The 17,007-nt window shown below is 42.8% G+C and carries 19 protein-coding genes; 11 read left to right on the top strand and 8 right to left on the bottom strand.

The features are described 5' to 3' along the window. Window positions 1-2: 2 nt before the first annotated feature. The 7 genes from mdcA to P0G38_RS08920 all read left to right on the top strand — a co-directional run bounded on the left by mdcA (window position 3) and on the right by P0G38_RS08920 (window position 7,439). On the top strand, window positions 3-1,649 hold the full coding sequence (mdcA, locus tag P0G38_RS08950; protein ID WP_015509676.1) for a malonate decarboxylase subunit alpha: 1,647 nt from the start codon (window positions 3-5) through the stop codon (window positions 1,647-1,649). A gap of 25 nt (window positions 1,650-1,674) precedes the next feature. After that, on the top strand, window positions 1,675-1,974 hold the full coding sequence (locus P0G38_RS08945) for a malonate decarboxylase subunit delta (RefSeq protein WP_275850263.1): 300 nt from the start codon (window positions 1,675-1,677) through the stop codon (window positions 1,972-1,974). Next, on the top strand, window positions 1,964-3,646 hold the full coding sequence (gene mdcD, locus P0G38_RS08940; protein WP_275850262.1) for a biotin-independent malonate decarboxylase subunit beta: 1,683 nt from the start codon (window positions 1,964-1,966) through the stop codon (window positions 3,644-3,646). The genes P0G38_RS08945 and mdcD overlap by 11 nt, the downstream gene beginning before the upstream one ends. 3 nt (window positions 3,647-3,649) lie before the next feature. Continuing rightward, window positions 3,650-4,243, top strand: a complete 594-nt coding sequence (locus tag P0G38_RS08935; RefSeq protein ID WP_275850261.1) for a malonate decarboxylase holo-ACP synthase — start codon at window positions 3,650-3,652, stop codon at window positions 4,241-4,243. Between the two features lie 24 nt (window positions 4,244-4,267). After that, on the top strand, window positions 4,268-5,353 hold the full coding sequence (locus P0G38_RS08930) for an acyltransferase family protein (protein WP_275850259.1): 1,086 nt from the start codon (window positions 4,268-4,270) through the stop codon (window positions 5,351-5,353). 12 nt (window positions 5,354-5,365) lie between these two features. Then, entirely contained in the window at window positions 5,366-6,223 is an 858-nt protein-coding gene (locus P0G38_RS08925) for a triphosphoribosyl-dephospho-CoA synthase (RefSeq protein ID WP_275850258.1), read from the top strand. 172 nt (window positions 6,224-6,395) lie between these two features. Beyond that, the gene (locus P0G38_RS08920) at window positions 6,396-7,439 is read left to right on the top strand and encodes an AI-2E family transporter (RefSeq protein WP_275850257.1); all 1,044 of its coding nucleotides are present in this window, start codon (window positions 6,396-6,398) and stop codon (window positions 7,437-7,439) included. Window positions 7,440-7,510: 71 nt separating this feature from the next. On the opposite strand, the gene P0G38_RS08915 is transcribed toward P0G38_RS08920, so the two are convergent. The 4 genes from P0G38_RS08915 to P0G38_RS08900 all read right to left on the bottom strand — a co-directional run bounded on the left by P0G38_RS08915 (window position 7,511) and on the right by P0G38_RS08900 (window position 10,402). Next, window positions 7,511-7,987 (bottom strand): GNAT family N-acetyltransferase, encoded by a 477-nt coding sequence (locus tag P0G38_RS08915; protein WP_275850255.1) that lies wholly within the window; start codon window positions 7,985-7,987, stop codon window positions 7,511-7,513. 177 nt (window positions 7,988-8,164) lie between these two features. Then, window positions 8,165-8,389, bottom strand: a complete 225-nt coding sequence (locus P0G38_RS08910; protein WP_005226057.1) for a hypothetical protein — start codon at window positions 8,387-8,389, stop codon at window positions 8,165-8,167. Window positions 8,390-8,547: 158 nt separating this feature from the next. Then, window positions 8,548-9,513 carry a Gfo/Idh/MocA family protein gene (locus P0G38_RS08905; protein ID WP_275850250.1) on the bottom strand — a complete coding sequence of 322 codons (966 nt, stop codon included), beginning with the start codon at window positions 9,511-9,513 and terminating at the stop codon, window positions 8,548-8,550. A gap of 1 nt (window position 9,514) precedes the next feature. Further along, window positions 9,515-10,402, bottom strand: a complete 888-nt coding sequence (locus P0G38_RS08900) for a MurR/RpiR family transcriptional regulator (RefSeq protein ID WP_275850248.1) — start codon at window positions 10,400-10,402, stop codon at window positions 9,515-9,517. A 204-nt stretch (window positions 10,403-10,606) separates the two neighbouring features. On the opposite strand from P0G38_RS08900, the gene P0G38_RS08895 reads away from it, so the two are divergent. The 3 genes from P0G38_RS08895 to P0G38_RS08885 all read left to right on the top strand — a co-directional run bounded on the left by P0G38_RS08895 (window position 10,607) and on the right by P0G38_RS08885 (window position 13,146). Further along, entirely contained in the window at window positions 10,607-11,632 is a 1,026-nt protein-coding gene (locus P0G38_RS08895) for a Gfo/Idh/MocA family oxidoreductase (RefSeq protein ID WP_005226060.1), read from the top strand. A 147-nt stretch (window positions 11,633-11,779) separates the two neighbouring features. Then, a complete protein-coding gene (locus tag P0G38_RS08890; protein WP_228766525.1) occupies window positions 11,780-12,145 on the top strand; it encodes a heme-binding protein in 366 nt (121 codons plus the stop codon). Window positions 12,146-12,168: 23 nt separating this feature from the next. Further along, window positions 12,169-13,146 carry a Gfo/Idh/MocA family protein gene (locus P0G38_RS08885; protein WP_275855195.1) on the top strand — a complete coding sequence of 326 codons (978 nt, stop codon included), beginning with the start codon at window positions 12,169-12,171 and terminating at the stop codon, window positions 13,144-13,146. 62 nt (window positions 13,147-13,208) lie between these two features. On the opposite strand, the gene P0G38_RS08880 is transcribed toward P0G38_RS08885, so the two are convergent. Then, entirely contained in the window at window positions 13,209-13,397 is a 189-nt protein-coding gene (locus P0G38_RS08880; protein WP_005226063.1) for a hypothetical protein, read from the bottom strand. Between the two features lie 183 nt (window positions 13,398-13,580). Here P0G38_RS08880 and P0G38_RS08875 point away from each other — a divergent pair, with 183 nt between their 5' ends. Next, window positions 13,581-14,906: a dihydrolipoyl dehydrogenase family protein gene (locus tag P0G38_RS08875; protein ID WP_275855193.1), complete on the top strand. Its 1,326-nt coding sequence runs from the start codon at window positions 13,581-13,583 to the stop codon at window positions 14,904-14,906. Between the two features lie 243 nt (window positions 14,907-15,149). Here the strand turns inward: P0G38_RS08875 and P0G38_RS08870 are convergent, their stop codons facing one another. From P0G38_RS08870 to P0G38_RS08860, 3 genes are all read right to left on the bottom strand, one after another. Then, the gene (locus P0G38_RS08870) at window positions 15,150-15,317 is read right to left on the bottom strand and encodes a hypothetical protein (protein ID WP_005235914.1); all 168 of its coding nucleotides are present in this window, start codon (window positions 15,315-15,317) and stop codon (window positions 15,150-15,152) included. Between the two features lie 307 nt (window positions 15,318-15,624). Then, window positions 15,625-16,419, bottom strand: a complete 795-nt coding sequence (locus tag P0G38_RS08865) for a hypothetical protein (RefSeq protein WP_275855191.1) — start codon at window positions 16,417-16,419, stop codon at window positions 15,625-15,627. Next, entirely contained in the window at window positions 16,409-16,948 is a 540-nt protein-coding gene (locus P0G38_RS08860; protein ID WP_338070819.1) for a sigma-70 family RNA polymerase sigma factor, read from the bottom strand. Before P0G38_RS08860 ends, P0G38_RS08865 begins: the two co-directional genes overlap by 11 nt. Between the last annotated feature and the right edge of the window lie 59 nt (window positions 16,949-17,007).

The following is a 17,007-nucleotide window of genomic DNA, read 5'->3' as shown; positions in this document are numbered from 1 at the left end:
GAATGGAAAAACCTGCAAGAAACTGGGCAAGTAAACGTGAAAAGAAGGCCCAAACCATGAAAAAAATCGAGCATCTTCTCGATGGAAAATATGTCCCAACGGAAGCGATCATTGAAGTCTTAGAACAGTTGATCCGTCCGGGAGACAAAGTGGTCCTTGAAGGCGACAATCAAAAACAAGCAAGCTTCCTATCAAAAAGCTTAGAACAAGTCGATGCTCAAAAAGTCAATAATTTGCATATGATCATGTCGAGTATCTCCCGTCCAGAACATTTGACGATATTTGAAAAAGGCATTGCAGCGAAAATCGATTTTTCTTATGCAGGCGCACAAAGTACGCGCGTTGCCCAAATGATTGAAGACAAAACTATGAAATTAGGGGACATTCATACGTATTTGGAATTATATGGTCGCTTATTTATCGACTTGATTCCGAATGTGGTCCTTGTGGCGGCGGACAAAGCCGATCGCCAAGGAAATCTTTATACAGGTTACAATACGGAAGAAACGCCAACGATCGTCGAAGCAGCAGCCTTTAAAGATGGGATTGTGATCGTCCAAGTTAATGAAGTGGTCGATCGTTTGCCGCGGGTCGACATTCCCAGCGATTGGATCGATGTCGTCGTGGTAGCAGACCAACCGTATCAATTAGAAGCCCTCTTTACGAGAGATCCGCAAAACATTACGGAATTACAAATTTTGATGGCGATGATGGCATTAAAAGGAATCTATGCAGAACATGAAGTACAATCGTTGAATCATGGGATCGGTTTTAACACCGCTGCGATCGAGTTACTTTTACCAACCTATGGAGAAACGCTTGGAATCAAAGGGAAAGTAGCGAAAAACTGGGTCTTGAATCCTCATCCAACGATGATTCCAGCTATCGAATCTGGTTGGGTCGAAAGCATCCACAGTTTTGGTGGGGAAGTTGGTATGGAAAAATATATTGCCGCTCGACCCGATGTATTCTTTGTCGGAAAAGACGGCACGATGCGCAGCAATCGAGCATTATCACAAACTGCAGGTCAATATGCCATCGATATGTTTATCGGTTCGACCTTACAACTAGATTATCAAGGAAATTCTTCTACAGTGACGAAAGGCCGCTTATCTGGGTTTGGTGGTGCACCAAATATGGGGCATAATCCGGGGGGCCGTCGGCATTCGACTCCAGCTTGGCAATCCTTGCGGGATGAAACAGATCCTTTAGCAAAAGGACAAAAATTAGTCGTTCAAATGGTTGAAACGTATGGGTCCAATAAAAAACCTGTTTTTGTAGAAACGTTAGATGCGTTGGCTGTCCAAAAGCAAGCTGGTTTAGCCAATGCCCCAATTATGATCTATAGCGAAGATACGACGCATATCGTGACAGAAGAAGGCATCGCTTATCTTTATAAAGCAAATTCAAAAGAGGAAAAACAAGCAGCCATCGCAGCCATCGGTGGTGTAACTCCACTAGGAATGACCAGCACAAAAGCTTCTCTGGATGCCCTTCGCAAAGCGGGGATCGTGAAATTACCAGAAGACTTAGGGATCAAACGCAGTGATGCCAAACGATCATTGCTAGCAGCTCAAACCGTTGATGATTTGATCGAATGGTCCGATGGGTTGTACGAACCGCCAATGAAATTCAGAACGTGGTCTTAATAAGAGCAAGAGGAGAGAAGAAGAGATGGAAAAATTAGCTTATACGTATCAAACAACGAAACCAGTCACCAAAAAAGTCCATGTTGGCGTGGTGGGTTCTGGTGACTTGGAAATTCTGCTTTTTCCAACAGACAAACAAGAAACCACCGTTTCAGTTTGTACAGGAAGTGACGGCTTTGGCGATGTGTGGCAAAATGTCTTGACGCGTTTTTTTGAGCGCTATCCAATCAGTGCGCAAATAGTGCTCAACGACTTTGGCGCCACTCCCGGTGTGGTTTACCTACGATTAACCCAAGCAATGGAGGAACTAGCAGATGAAGAATAGTTTTGTAGAATTAAATGCTCGAGAACGGGTGCACGCCTTATTGGATGCCAAGAGCGGTCGTGAATTGATCGATCCATTCGACCAAATGATCGCACCCAATCTGGTGGCTCAAGACATCGTGCCACAAAGCGATGATGGGATCGTTGTGTGTCGTGGAGCGATTTCTGGAGAAAACGTGGTCGTGATCGCTATGGAAGGGAAATTCCAAGGTGGCGGGATCGGTGAAGTTTCTGGTGCTAAAATCATCGCTGCATTGACGCATGTGTTGGAAGAAAACCAAAAGGGCAATCCGATCACACCGATCATCATCCTCGATACTGGTGGGGTACGCCTCCAAGAAGCGAATTACGGCTTATTGTCGATCGCAGAAATCGGCAATTTGATCGTTGCAATAAAATCGTATGTGCCAGTGATTGGCTTAGTGCCAGGTCGGGTGGGTTCTTTTGGCGGTATGTCGATTACCTCAGCACTTATGAGCTACTTGATAGCGACGAAGAAAGCCCGTATCGGTTTGAACGGTCCTGAAGTCATCGAACAAGAAGCTGGCGTGAGAGAATTTGATTCCAGTGATAAAGATTTGATTTGGAATACCATTGGCGCCAAACAACGCTTGGAAGCACAAATGATCGATGAACTAGTGACTGACAGTGTCGAATCGATCCAAGAAGCTGTGATTGCGGCGATGGTTGAAAAGAAAGACAGTCATCGCAGCGAAAAAAGTGGTTTTTATCTTTCTCTTTTAAACGAACTTGATCTATCAAAGCCGCTGACTATCGAGGCATACAATAAGGCTCTTGCAGCGCATAAAGCAACTGAAGTGGCACCTATTACTGTAACAGAAGGCCAAGAAGCTGCTGCTGACAGTATCGGTTATCATTGGTTTTCAGCATTGACGAATCTGCAGTTCCCAACCTCAACTAGTGCAACAGTCTATGCAGCTGCATCTGACCTTTTTACTGAAGAAGTCGTTGTTACAGCAATCGTGCCAAACCCAAATAATCCGATGTATCGGGTACGCAATGGAGAAGTTGGTTTAGTCGAAGGGTACGAGATGGGCCATCTGTTAGAAACTGTTTATCACGAAGACAAAGAGAAAGCAATCAAACGGCCAATCGTTGCGGTCATCGATGTTCCTAGCCAAGCGTATGGCTATAATGAAGAATTGATTGGTATTCATGCAGCTTTAGCAAATAGTGCGGCAGCTTATGCCAAACTACGCCAAGCGGGTCATCCAGTGATCGGTTTTATCGCTGGTAATGCGATCTCTGGGGCTTTCTTAGCGCATGGCTTGCAATCAAGTCGTCTGATCGCATTAAATAGTGAAAAGATCACTGTTCAAGCAATGTCAAAAGAAAGTGCAAGTCGAGTCACCAAACGGTCGATTGCCGCGATTGAAGCCGCGGCGGAAAAAGTACCAAGTATTGCTTATGATATCAAAAATTATACGAAACTTGGGGCAATCTTCACTTTCTTATCCTCCATTACGGATCAGTCTGTCACCTCTGAAAGCAAAGCGACTGTAATTGAAGCGATCAATGAGGCGATTGATGATGTGCGTAAAACGAATGACACGATGTTGACCAGTCGCTACACCAATCCGATCGCTAAAAAGAGCGGCCGGCTGGAAACGAATAACGTATTTGAAAAAATGAATGCAGAATGGAATGAGTAACGAATGAACCGTGCCCACGATATCGTTCAATTAGATAAAGAAGTTCTTGATATGATTGATATTCCCAAATGGTTTTCTGAAAAAGAACAGCTTTTTGCGACCGTCCGTCGTGGGAAACCCCGTAACCCCAGCTATTTACCAGTGGGGTTGCGCGGGGAAAAGCGGCAAGAACGGTTTGCCTTTGAGGCACCCTGCAACATGATCAAACGAACGATCCATCCTTGGGAATTGATCACTCGTGAGAGCTTTCGATTCAATGAAGTAGCCAATTATCCAGTTTACCGCAACTATCAACAAGCACGACTTTTATTGAAGCACTATTCTTGGGGAATCGGTGGCAGCTTGGGGTTTGAATTGGCTGCAAAACAGGCAACAATCAAGCCGACAAGTGATTTAGATCTGTTGCTTTATGCCGACACGAAAGAAAAGCTGCCACTGGAACTATTGGAAAAGCAGGCAGCCTTTTTTCAACAGATCGATGTTCAAGTTATCACAAAACAAGGCGGGTTTGCCTTAAAGGAGTATTTGGAACATCCATCAAAAAAAATCTTAGTAAAAACAGACGAAGGGCCAAAACTCACCACTGAGATTTGGTAATTATTAGAAAAGTGAGCGAAAAACATGTTTGAGAACAACGATTTAAAAATCAACATCAGTGATTTCCAAAAAGTATTTGCCGTGACAGCAGTAATGATGCAAACGATTTTGTCTTTTGCCTTATCCAATACCCAAGATGAAAAGACTGCAGCATTCATCGGTACCTTTTATGTCTTGGTGAAATTTACCGCACCCCTGTTTATTTTTGCTATTGTTTATAACATGGTTAAGACTAGTCAACATCTGTCTTATCTAGAATTTTTGAAAGAAAAGTTTTTTGAACTTGTCGTGCCATATGTGCTTTGGACGACGGCTTATTTATGGCTGTTTCCCGCTGTCCAACAAGGAAAACCTTATACTGACACAGCAACGTTTTTACTGAAATATGTGACGGGGGATGCGGCGCCACACTTGTGGTATACGATCATGATGCTGCAGATCCAATTGTTGATGCCGTTTTTTGTCTGGTTAGGCTACAAAGTGTTGACGAAGAAAAAAGCTGTTTGGCCAGTATTGATCGTCGCAACTGCTTTGTATGTCGTTTGGTATGTATTTTATGATCGCCAAGTTTTTGAAGGACCGCATCATGAAAGCTGGTATTTATTGGATCGGTTTGTCTTTAGCTTTGTGATCTACGGGATCTATGGCGAAGCCGCTTTGATTTATCACGAAACCGTCTATCGCTTCCTATACAAGATTCGCTACGCTTTCTTGCCAGTGGGCTTAGCATTAGGGCTATTATCTGCCAATCATCTGCTACATTATGCAGGTGATCTAAGTTTCGCTCATGCACCGTATTTAAATACATTGCAAAGCTTATATAGCTTAGTATTGATTTTTGCAGTCTTTATGTTTGGATCAACCATGATCAAAAACAATGCCCCACAGTTAGGGACGTTTAAGTGGCTGTCTACTTATGCGTATCGAACGTATCTTGCCAATGTTTTTGTCTTTCAAGTCTTGTTGCTATGCTTCAAAGATTTGTTGCTGCAACTGCCAATTGGCATCATGATCATCGTCGCTTATTTGGCAACTGCCAGCTGTGGTTTTTTAACAAGCTATGTTTTGCATGTTTTATGGGTAACGATCAAAGGTCAAATCAAAAACTAGAGGAGGAGTTGGATGTTTGCATTAGCTGTAGAAGAAAATTGTCGACGACTCGCCCAATTGGTAGAAGAAGCCTTGATTGCAGAAGTGACATTGTCCCCAAAACCTGGGTTAGTGGATGCCATTGATTCAGGTGCCCATCACGATATGGATCAAGCACTCTTTCTGCGATCAGCTCGAGCATTGACGCCATACTTTGAAGAAATGGCCTTGGTGTCTTGGGGAAGCAGCATGTCTCAAGAGTTGCGGGAAGCAATCGCTGCAATCGGTCGGAAGGCAGAACAGGCGATGTTGGCAGCCACTGGTGGCATCAACACTCATAAAGGAGCCATCTGGGCACTAGGCTTGCTCATCAGCGCCGTCAGTAGCCAACTTAGTCGCAAAAAGCGGATTTTTTTACCAGAAGTCTTTTCTGACATCCAGCTTCTCACTGCATTTCCTGATCGTGCGCTGATTCAACAAACAGAAAGTCATGGCAAAACTGTTCAAGCCAAATATGGACATCTCGGTGCGTATGGGGAAGCTGCTGCTGGGTTCCCTCATGTTCAAATCGCTCTAGCAGATTATTTTTCTCGGGATTGTTCCAATGAGACCAAAAAAAGGCTCCACATGCTGTTGGCGATCATCGCTACGCTGGACGATACGTGTATTTTATACCGCAGCAATCAAGAGGTACTGGCACTGGTTCAGCAACTCGCACAAAAAGCCAATCAGCAAGCGTTACCGAACCCAGCATTTCATGCACTAGCAGCCTTCTGCCAGTCAGAAAATGTGTCTCCAGGCGGCAGTGCTGATCTGTTGGCTGCCAGCTTCTTTTTATTGTCCATCAACTCGGTTTTACCCGTAAACGAAGGAAAGACCGTTTACCAATAACTCTTTTCCTTAGAAGAAAGGCAACGATTCTTCTAAGGATTTTTTGTTTCATTTTTTCGCTCGATTAAGAAAAATAAAATCTCTTGCTATTTGCATAGTTTAATGATTAGATAATTCTTAGGCACTACTGAAATGCTTCGTTGCTCCATTGCAACGAATAAAGGAGTTACAGATGAAATACTATAATGCTTTTCTTCAAAATCTTGTGTTGCGGCGCTGGACTGTCCTGTTTATGCTTGCGGGCATTCTTTTTTTGTTTCGCAGTCTGATGACCATTCTTTTGCTGACCTTTATCTTTACGTATCTGATTAATCGGCTGGTTCTTTTGCTCCATCGAAAAAGCCATCTGCCCATCAAGCTTACGAGCATCCTGACCTACAGCTTGATTGTTTTTATTCTTTATTTAGTAGCAACAAATTATGTACCCATCATCATCAAACAATCCGTCCAATTAGTCAATTCCGTTGCTGATTTCTACCAACGGACAGACTCCAATAATGAATTGATCGAATATGTCTTGAATTTATTGCAGACCAGCGAATACATCCAGAAATTACAAAGCGGCGTTCTAGTCGTGATCAATTATCTGTATAATTTCGGTGAGTTGGCGTTGACTGTGCTGATCTCCTTTCTGCTTAGCTTCTTCTTTATGATCGATAACAAAAAGACCGTTGCGTTTTCTCGGCTGTTTTTGCAAGGGCGAGGGGCGTGGTTCTTTGAAGATGTTTACTATTTAGGAGCTAAGTTTACGCGGGCTTTCGGAAATGTGATCGAGACGCAGTTGGTGATCGCCTTAGTCAATACAGCGATCACTGTTTTCGCCTTAGCGGTGATGGGCTTTCCGCAGCTGTTGAGTTTGGCGTTGATGATTTTCTTTCTCAGCTTGATTCCTGTTGCTGGTGTGATCATCTCGTGTATTCCATTGACGTTTATTGCCTATTCTATCGGCGGATTTAATGACGTGATCTACATTCTATTGATCATAGTGTTTGTTCATGCGTTGGAATCCTATATCTTAAATCCGCGCTTGATGGCTAATAAAACAGAGATCCCGATGTTTTACACGTTTATTCTCCTGTATCTTAGCGAACATCTCTTTGGCTTGTGGGGCTTGATCATCGGGATCCCATTGTTCACTTTCTTTTTAGATTTAATGAATGTGAAAGAGATTCCGCGATTGCGTAAAAAATCCGATGACACCTTGCAGGACCAATAAAAATGATTGCTGTAAAGGATGGCAATTGATAGAAAAAACCATCTCTGCCGATGAAAGGCGAGATGGCTTTTTTATTTCGCAGCAATTTTTTTCGTAAAGGAGACAAAGCAGATTGCTGAAGAGGGGCTTTGAAACATCCCTGTTGCTGAATACCCTAACGAATGATAAAAGTGAACCAGTTTGGATTCTTGCAGGATCGTATTCAAACGAATCGTATCTGTTTGTACGTTCCTTTCAATCAAGATCATTGCTTGTCTACCAATCCCGCGGTTCTCGTAGGAGGGAAGAAGGGCGATGGAAGATAGCTTCGTCGTATGTTCCTGCTCAACCGTCAGTTTTATAAAGCCCACGGTTTTCTGAGCGGTCATGATTAAATAATAAGTGGTATTCGACGCAGAAAACTTTGCGTTTAGCTTCTCGAAACTTTGTAAATAGGGAGAAGTTTCTTTGTCTTGATAACGGAGAAAGAGGGATTTGAAGGCCGCTTTTTGTATCAAGTAGATTGAAAGCAGATCGGAAAGCTTCGCTTCTTTAAGCTGAATGAGCATGCACACCTCCATAAAAAATCAGACATCATTTATTGAAAGACATTGATTCGGCTTAGCAAATCCTGATGGAAAAGCCATCGATTAGCAGTCTTTCATTGGCTCGTTTCTGTTTTGATCCTTCCCTCAACCACAGGTTCACAAACGAAGAGATCCGCTGGGGTTCGTGCCGTCGTTGTTTTATTGAAAAAGATCATTTATCGATGTCACTAAGTCGTCATAGGTTTGACCGGTAGCGATTGCATAAACGGAAAGCAAAAAGACGAGTGCTGCTGCCAACACGTAAAAAATACGGAGGCGATAGCCGTCACCTGTCCGACGATTTTTTACAAAAGTAAAAACCGTCACAGCTAGATAAGCGAAGGTCAATAAACAAATAAGGTACGTTATAATTTCTGGAGTCATAAGCGTTTTCCTTTCTTTTTTTATTTGTATAAAAATATACTCAATAAATATAATATAACCATTTCAATAGCGTCAAAGAAAGCGCTCAATTTTTGACAAAAAAACTGACCGAGTGGCAACCACTGGTCAGTTCTATTCAAAAACGATGGGGCATGATCTTAATTGTCTTTTTTTTCCGCATCTAGTAAGCTTCTTAGTTCATCAGCTAAAGCGATACAGGCAATACTATCCGTTAAGGACATCAGGGGATTCTCGAGTTGTCCTTGTGCAAGAGCGGTATGAACTGCTTGAATCTCCGAATGGAAATCATCGATCTCGTACCCAATATCATAGACCGTGTCTTCTTGGTCAATCGTCACGGTAAAAGAAGCGGGGCGATGGAAGTTGGGGATCGTGATTTTCCCTTTTGTTCCTTGTAACTCCGCCACCGTCTCTTTTGTTTGGTCAAATCCAGTCTCAATCACTGCAACAAAGTCTTCACTGACAAAGCGTGCTTCAACGTAGGTATCAACCCCAGTTTCATAAAGGCTGTAACCGATCAATTCGGCAGTTAAATTTTCTGGTGAAAAATCTTGGATAAAGGCTAAGTTATAGATCCCCATATCCAGTAAAGCGCCCCCTTGTTTTGGCAGATAATGGTAAGAACTGCCTTCGACTGGTAAATGGCGGCGAAAAGTAGTCGTGACACTTGTTAGCTCACCGATATGACCACCATCCACAAGTTCTTTTAGTTTGCGATACGCTGGGGTGAAGCGTGGCTTCATGGCTTCCATAAAGAAGACTTCGTGTGCTTGAGCTTGTTTTTGTACATCGCGCATTTCTTGTGCAGTCAAGGTTGCTGGTTTTTCACATAATACAGCTTTTTTCGCTTGAAAGGCTTTGATGATCCATTCATAATGATACAAATGTGGCAAAGCAATATAAACGACATCGATAGTTGGATCATCTAATAGGTTTTGGTAGTCATCAAAGACGACGTCACACGGAAATTTTGCTTGAAACGCTTGCGCTTTTTCCATCGTACGACAAGCAACCCCATAAAGCTGGGCGTCTTGAAAATTTTCTAAACTTGCAGCAAAGCGATTGGCGATATTTCCGGCACCAATAATTCCCCAATTGATCATTTCATTTCCTCTTTTCTTCAGTTGACGGGTATTCTGAGAGAATCCCTGATTCCAAAACAGTTTGTTTTTTTCTTAACTCGACAATATTTTTTTGGTATTCTTTGGCATACAACAATGCAAACAGTGAATCTAAAATATACTCAAAGGCGACCTGTGAAGAAAAGGTGCCGACTTTGAGAAAATCACGTTCATCATGAGAAGCGATGATCGCATGGGTCGCTAATGGGATGATTTTCGCATGGGCGTTTCCAGAAATCACGATCACTGGTACCCCGACATCACGAAAGTGCTGCAGGATTTTTTCGTATTGCGTATTTTTCCCACGGTAGGTAATAAACACGGCACAATCATTTTGCGTGACGTTCGATGCATTCCACGCATCATCCCCATATTCATCAGCTAGGATCAGATACTTATTGATTTTGACCAACTTATTTTGAAAACTTCTTGCCCGGATCTGAGAATCGCCGCGAGCAAATAAGAAAATCCGTTGCGCAGCTTCCAACGATTGCACCACTGCTTCCATCATTTCTGGAGCGACCTGAGCATGGGTTTTGTGGATCGAGTTGATCGTTAGATCGGCCATTTTTTTCAAAATGTCAGGTGTTTGATCCTTAGGCGAAAAGGGAAAATTCGCGTCAACAAAGGTTGGGTTGAACATCTGATTATGGGCAATTTCAGCCAGACCTAAGCGAAAACTTTTAAATCCTTCATACCCCATCTTTTTGGCTAGACGAATGACGGAAGAGTGGGATGTGTATGTATGCTTGGCGATGACTTCAATCGTCAACGAAGGCACATCATTGATATTTTGCAAAATATAATCGGCAATCCGTTTCTCCGTATTGGTCAATCCTTCTTGAAGCCGTAATTTATCTCCTAATAACATCAAACCACCTCTTTCTAATCATAGCCTAGGACAAAGAAAACCAAAAGCGAAAACTGTACCTTTTTGGCAATTTGGTAAAAATGTTCAGAACCACTGAGTAGTTTGCGAAAAAGTCTGGTCAAAAGAACCTGTTTTTGGCAAAAGACTTCTCATTCCGAAGGATATCAGCAATAATCAAGCTATCAATTCATAGGAGGCGTCATAATGTTAACTATCGCATATCTCGGAAACGGAAAAAGCACCAATCGCTACCATCTGCCTTTTTCAACCAAGCTGCAGGATAAGATCAAAGTAAAGACGATCTATTCACCAAGCGGCAAGCTGACCTGGCCAACACTAGAAGGTGTTCATTACACCTCTGACTTAGAGGATATCTACCGTGATCCTGAAATTCAATTAGTTGTGGTCACGACCCCCAGTCATTTGCATTATGAATTAGGCAAGGATGTCTTGCTTCATGGGAAAAATGTCTTGATCGAAAAACCTTTTACGGAAACTTCGGCACAAGCAAAGGAATTGTTCGCACTGGCGCAGGAGAAAGGCTTGTTTGTGCAATGCTATCAAAATCGCCGCTTTGATTCCGATTTTTTGACCACGCAAAAAGTGATCGAAAGCGGCGTGCTCGGAGATCTCTTAGAAGTAGAGATGCATTATGATTATTTTCGTCCAGAGATTCCACGGTCAGTGACCGAATTTTCATTGAATACTAGCTACTTGTACGGACACGCTTGTCATACACTGGACCAAGTGATCTCCTATTTTGGACAACCAGACGATGTCCATTATGAGGTTCGGCAATTGCTTGGAAAAAATCGCATGAATGATTACTTCGATTTGGATCTGTTTTATGGTCGAATGAAAGTCTCAGTCAAATCTAGTTACTTCCGATTAAAAGAGCGGCCTAGTTTTGTCGTTTATGGCGAAAACGGCGTTTTTGTAAAACAAACCAAGGATCGACAAGAAGAGCATCTAAAACAGTTTTATCTCCCAGATCATGCCGATTTTGGGATCGATTTGCCAGAGCACTATGGCACACTAACTTATATGGATGCTAACGGGAACTACCATGAAGAAAAAGTCATCTCTGAAATTGGTGATTATAGCCGTGTGTATGAGGGCGTCTATGAAACGATCATCCATGGCAAAGAGAAAATCGTGAAAGACGAAGAAACGATTTTACAAATCGAAATGCTAGAAACAGGCATCAATCAAGTGATTACTGAGTCATAAGGCAGGGTGATTATGGGGCTTTTGACAAACAAAGCGCCTGAAGGCATCAACTGACTCAACGTAAAGGAGTAGATCCGAATCGAACCTTCAGAAATCCTGCAAGAAGAACAGCAGCTGCAGTTTGCTCATTTTGACAATGACCTCGCATTGCGGTTGGTTATTGCCATCGATCAGTACGTTAAAAGGAACTACCCGAAGCCGGTAGGGATCAAAGTTGTTCATCAGGGCTTGCCGATCATTCGATTTTTAATGGCAGGGCGAAAAGAAAGCCCTTGGCTTGAAAGAAAAGAACGAACGGTACTAGAAAGCGGGCATAGTTCACTATACGTCTATGCGCAAAAAGATAGAGATATACAATTTGCTAAATGGGCACAAGACGAACGTTATGCAATTTGTGGTGGTGGTTTTCCAATTATCGAAGACAGGAAAGTCACTGGTGCTATCTGTGTGTCAGGTTTGGCCCATTTAGAGGATCATAAAGTGATCACCGAAGTATTGAAACAAATGATTTAAGAAGATAGAAAAGGGGAAGCAAGATGAACTTAGCGATTTTAGGGGCAGGCATGATCGTCCATGATTTTTTGACGGTGGCAGGGGATGTCCCGCAGCTTGAACTGTCCGCTATTTTTGGGACAGAAAATGATTTAGAAAAAATGAATCACTTAAAACAGCAATACGGGATTCAAACCGTCTACACAGAGTTAGGGGCATGTTTGGCGGATCCATCCGTTGACACCGTGTATGTCGCACTGCCCAATCATTTGCATTATCCCTTTGCCAAAGAAGCAATCCTCGCTGGCAAACACGTCATTTGTGAAAAGCCATTTACGTTGCAGACACGAGAATTAGTAGAATTAGCAGAATTGGCTGCTGCCCACAAGGTGCTTTTGATCGAAGCCATCACAAATCAGTACTTAGCCAACTATCAAGGAATAAAAGCGCAGCTTGAAACATTGGGAGAGCTGAAAGTGATTGAATGCAACTATTCGCAGTATTCTTCTCGTTATGATTTATTCAAAGAGGGAACCGTTTTACCTGCATTTAACCCGAAAATGGGTGGTGGGGCATTGATGGATATCAATATCTATAATATTCATTTTGTCGTCGGGCTTTTAGGAAAACCAAAAAGTGTCCGCTATTTTGCTAATGTCGAACAGGGGATCGATACTTCTGGCATGCTGTTTTTAGACTATGAACAAACAAAAGTCGTTTGTATCGGCGCCAAAGATTCGACAGCGACGATTCGTTCAACGATCCAAGGGACGAAAGGATCGATCATCGTCAATGGGCCGACGAATATGCTTGCCAGTTATGACGTTGAACCGGTCCATGGGGCAAAAAGCCATCAGGATCGCAGCGTTCACGGACATCGTATGTTTGAAGAATTTGTCCGCTTTGCACAAGCCATTCACGAAAATGATCAGGCCTTTGTCAAGGAACGCCTTGCCCATAGCAAGCTGGTGATGGAAGTCGTGGAAAAAGCATTGGCAGATGCCCAGATCGTATTAGGATAATCGCATCAATGAGGAAAGACACCAGCTTCTTAGAAAAGTTGCTGGTGTCTTTGTCTGTTGTCTTATTTTTTCTTCTTTAAACTCAATAAGGTTAGTGGGATACCCAAGGTGAGGTAGCCGACAATCGTCATCAAACAGACCACCAGCCAAAAGTTATCTACTGCTAGAAATGCAATCAGGCCATATGCCACCAGAATCGAGAGAAAATAAAAAAGAAAGAGCTGAAAAAAACGTTTAAAACTCACAGTCATTCATTCTCCTTTGTCGTTAAACTGACAAGAAAAGTATACCACATCAAACGCAACTTCAAGGTCTGATTGTGATCATTCGCAGGAGCCGCAAAAGGCGAATTATTTTGTTGGCTGACCGTGATTCGCTATACTTGAAGGGAAGAGCAAGCGCAGGAATATTTTTTTAGGAGAAGGAGGAGACAGATGAAAAAGGTGGATGTACTGATTATCGGAGCGGGTCCAGCTGGAACGGTTGCTGCCTACGGGTTAAAAGCCAAAGGTAAGACAGTCGCGATCGTTGAAGCCGATTTATGGGGTGGCACTTGCCCCAATCGCGGGTGCGATCCGAAAAAACTACTGATGCGAGGCGTAGAAGTCAAAACAGAGGCGAAACGTATGCAAGGCAATGGTGTTCAAGGACAGGTAGCCATTGATTGGCCGGCACTGATGGCGTTTAAGCGCTCGTATACCGATCGGGTGCCAGAGTCAACCAAACAAGGGTTACTAGCAGAAGGGATCACTACTTACTACGGACAAGCCGCTTTTCGTGATGCCCATACGGTCGTCGCGGACGCAGAAGAGATTCAAGCAGAAAAAATAATTATTGCGACAGGACAGCGTCCAGCCGTACTGCCCATCGTCGGCAAGGAGCATTTACAAAGCAGTACTGATTTTCTTTCCTTTGAAAAGATGCCAGCAACGATTGCTTTCATAGGTGCTGGGTATATTACCTTCGAATTGGCGATGATCGCTCAAGCAGCAGGTGCTGAAGTTCATGTGATCCATCATAATGACCAGCCGCTAAAAGGATTTGATGCTGAATTGACCGCAGAAATGGTTCGTTCAATGCAGGACCAAGGCGTTTCGTTCCACTTTAATCAGAACACGCAGCGAATCACGAAAGAACAAAACCACTATACGATCCAGACACAAGCATTGTCTCTAACCGTAGAAGCAGTGATTGGTGCCACGGGACGCAGACCCAATAGCGATCAGCTGCAACTGGAAAAGGCAGGGGTAGAAACGTCAAAACAAGGGATCGTAGTAAATGAGTTTTTGCAGACTAGTCAAAGACACATCTATGCAATTGGGGATGTGCTAGCGAAAAAGCAGCCCAAACTGACGCCTGTTGCCAGCTTTGAAGCCGCCTATCTTGTCGAGCATATAGATGACCAGAAAATGCCTATCCGTTATCCGCTGATCCCTACGCTGGTATTTGGTGCGGAAAAACTGGCAAGAATCGGGATCAGTGAGCAAGAGATTGCCGATCATGCCTCAGAATATCATAGCGAGGTGATGGATCTCTCTTCTTGGTACACTTATCGACGAATCAATGATCAAGAGGCAAAAATCAAATTGGTTTATGACACATCTGATACCATCGTTGCGGTCACGATTGTTTCTGCATTAGCCGATGAGTTGATCAACCACTTCGTTTTTGTGTTGGAGAATCAGCTATCGAAAGAAGCGCTGGCACAAATGATTTTTGCCTACCCAACACCTGCTAGCGATTTGTCCTATTTTCTATAAATAATCAAACAAGCCTGCGCTAGTTTCCGCTAGCACAGGCTCTAAATTATTATGTCCGTATTGACTATAGTCCGTGAACCTTAAATGAACCTTAAAGTTAGGCTGGGTTTCATTTTAGGCAATGTCTTTGTTTTCTAGTAACCCTAGGTTTAGGCTTTTTTTGACAGCCGGCGGACAGCAGCAATCAGTAAGATCGCCGACAAGAAGAGCCCGACCAAATAGATGATGAAAATAGAATCTGGCTCATAGTGCCGATAATTGAATATTTTTACCATAAAAAAGAGAAACGGGATCGCTGCAATAAGGGTTGAAACGAAACGTTTCCGCCATTGTATGAAAAACGATCCAATCACTAGAAAAAGACAAAACGGGATCCAAAAGACCAAATGTCCGATAAGTTCGATTTTTCACACCTCCTAGCAAGTAAAATCATCATAACGTTTCTTCCTAAAAAGCAAGCGTGAAGGAAAAAATAATCCCATTAGGCGTGTATGAAATTATGAGTGGAGTCTTCTGAAAAGTTCACAAGAAATCTGAGAATTTCAAAAGGAAATGAAAAAATGAACGGTTAGGAATATCCCAATAGTCCGAGACGAAAAATACCTCTTGCAGCATTCATTTTGACTTGAATCCTGCAAGGGGTACTCTTTTGTAGAAAATCTGGTGCTTTATTCAATTGATATAAAAGAAATGCTTAGGAAGGAGCAGCAGTCCTTTTTTATGGCAAGATGTTCTTACTATAAAAAAGGGAAATGACCATACCTATGTCCAACAGATCCTTATAATAAAATCCTTTCAGTGGACCAATGTGTAAGAAAAAACCGAGAATCATTAATACAAACAGCAGCAGGAAAACCAGGTTGAAAGCGGTCATCAAGCGAATACTGAAATGCCAATTACTCAGGAAATACTGATATTTCGCTGCTCGGTAAACTTTGTTTTGAATCGGAATTTTCTTGAGTGCAGGGATCGATTCATGATAGAACGTAAATAATTCGTAGTCTTTTTTCGTCAGTACTTCTGAGAAAATGTGCGTCCCTGCCTGAAAGTCGAAATAGCCCCAATGGAATTGTTCTTTATCCTCTGGTGATTCGTGCTTCATCAGCTTTCTTGGCTTGATCGTGAACGCCTTGATGGTCTCATAGGGGTAACTGAAATAGGTGTTACTTTCTAAATAGTCGATGATGACCAGAAAAAGCATTCGGGTTTCTGTGAAAACTAACAAACGATTGCCGCGGGTATCATGAAAGATGTCACGGTATGCTTTTGCTTTCTCGGTTGTTGCATAGGCATAGGCGCCAAGCCCTTGATTGGCGAAGGCGAGGTTTCCATCTGGCGTCAAAGGCAGATAGCCAAGAATCGTTTCGTCTTTTACTAAAAGCGTCCGAAGCTCCTCTAATAGATCTTGCAAGAAAACATATTGTTTGGACAGCTCGAAGGTTGTTGCTTTTTCTTGTTCAGATATTTTTGTCAGTGAATTGTTTTCATTTAAGACTAACTGTTTAAAATCCATCGATAGTCATCCTTTCTTTTAAGCGTTTTCGGCCACGGGAAAGACGATTGTAGATCGCTGAGACATTTAAGTCCGTCTGCTCTGCGATGGTTTCGGGTGACTCTTGGTAAAAATAGTAGAGCAGAAAAATCCTTTGATCGAGGGCTTCAAGGTCTTCAATAAAGCCCAAAAAGGTTTCCTTTGTCAAAGGTGAGTCTTCAATAGCTAGTTCCTGCTCATCAACAGGTTTTTCTTCCAGTGAGCGCTTGTTCAACTTCCGCTTGTGGTCAATCGCACGACTACGACTGATCAAAAGCAGCCAAGTAATCAAGCGGCTTCTTTCTGGTTGGTACGCAGTAATCTTTTGCCAAACCTCGTAAAAAACTTCGTTCGCTACATCTTGGCGCTCGCTCACTTCATGCGGTTGGGAGAGGACACTATGAATCGTCCTCAGCATGCTATCACCATAAACAGCTAACAGTTCTTCTAAGCCGGCATAGTCTTTCTTTTTGATTCGTTCAATGATTTCTTCATCCTGCACCTTTTTCACCCCTTCACACTATATACGAAGAATGTTTGCCTTTTCTATCAGAAAAAGAAAAAAACCTC

This window comes from Enterococcus casseliflavus (genome assembly GCF_029215545.1).
In the GTDB taxonomy this organism is placed as follows: domain Bacteria; phylum Bacillota; class Bacilli; order Lactobacillales; family Enterococcaceae; genus Enterococcus_D; species Enterococcus_D casseliflavus.
Note: the sequence above shows the minus strand (reverse complement) of the source record. Positions and strands in the feature narration are given on the sequence as shown.

Bases quoted from the DNA above. Each gene is read 5' to 3' on its own strand.
- mdcA (WP_015509676.1), top strand. From the start codon at position 3: ATGGAAAAACCTGCAAGAAACTGGGCAAGTAAACGTGAAAAGAAGGCC.
- P0G38_RS08945 (WP_275850263.1), top strand. From the start codon at position 1,675: ATGGAAAAATTAGCTTATACGTATCAAACAACGAAACCAGTCACCAAA.
- mdcD (WP_275850262.1), top strand. From the start codon at position 1,964: ATGAAGAATAGTTTTGTAGAATTAAATGCTCGAGAACGGGTGCACGCC.
- P0G38_RS08935 (WP_275850261.1), top strand. From the start codon at position 3,650: ATGAACCGTGCCCACGATATCGTTCAATTAGATAAAGAAGTTCTTGAT.
- P0G38_RS08930 (WP_275850259.1), top strand. From the start codon at position 4,268: ATGTTTGAGAACAACGATTTAAAAATCAACATCAGTGATTTCCAAAAA.
- P0G38_RS08925 (WP_275850258.1), top strand. From the start codon at position 5,366: ATGTTTGCATTAGCTGTAGAAGAAAATTGTCGACGACTCGCCCAATTG.
- P0G38_RS08920 (WP_275850257.1), top strand. From the start codon at position 6,396: ATGAAATACTATAATGCTTTTCTTCAAAATCTTGTGTTGCGGCGCTGG.
- P0G38_RS08915 (WP_275850255.1), bottom strand. From the start codon at position 7,987: ATGCTCATTCAGCTTAAAGAAGCGAAGCTTTCCGATCTGCTTTCAATC.
- P0G38_RS08910 (WP_005226057.1), bottom strand. From the start codon at position 8,389: ATGACTCCAGAAATTATAACGTACCTTATTTGTTTATTGACCTTCGCT.
- P0G38_RS08905 (WP_275850250.1), bottom strand. From the start codon at position 9,513: ATGATCAATTGGGGAATTATTGGTGCCGGAAATATCGCCAATCGCTTT.
- P0G38_RS08900 (WP_275850248.1), bottom strand. From the start codon at position 10,402: ATGTTATTAGGAGATAAATTACGGCTTCAAGAAGGATTGACCAATACG.
- P0G38_RS08895 (WP_005226060.1), top strand. From the start codon at position 10,607: ATGTTAACTATCGCATATCTCGGAAACGGAAAAAGCACCAATCGCTAC.
- P0G38_RS08885 (WP_275855195.1), top strand. From the start codon at position 12,169: ATGAACTTAGCGATTTTAGGGGCAGGCATGATCGTCCATGATTTTTTG.
- P0G38_RS08880 (WP_005226063.1), bottom strand. From the start codon at position 13,397: ATGACTGTGAGTTTTAAACGTTTTTTTCAGCTCTTTCTTTTTTATTTT.
- P0G38_RS08875 (WP_275855193.1), top strand. From the start codon at position 13,581: ATGAAAAAGGTGGATGTACTGATTATCGGAGCGGGTCCAGCTGGAACG.
- P0G38_RS08865 (WP_275855191.1), bottom strand. From the start codon at position 16,419: ATGGATTTTAAACAGTTAGTCTTAAATGAAAACAATTCACTGACAAAA.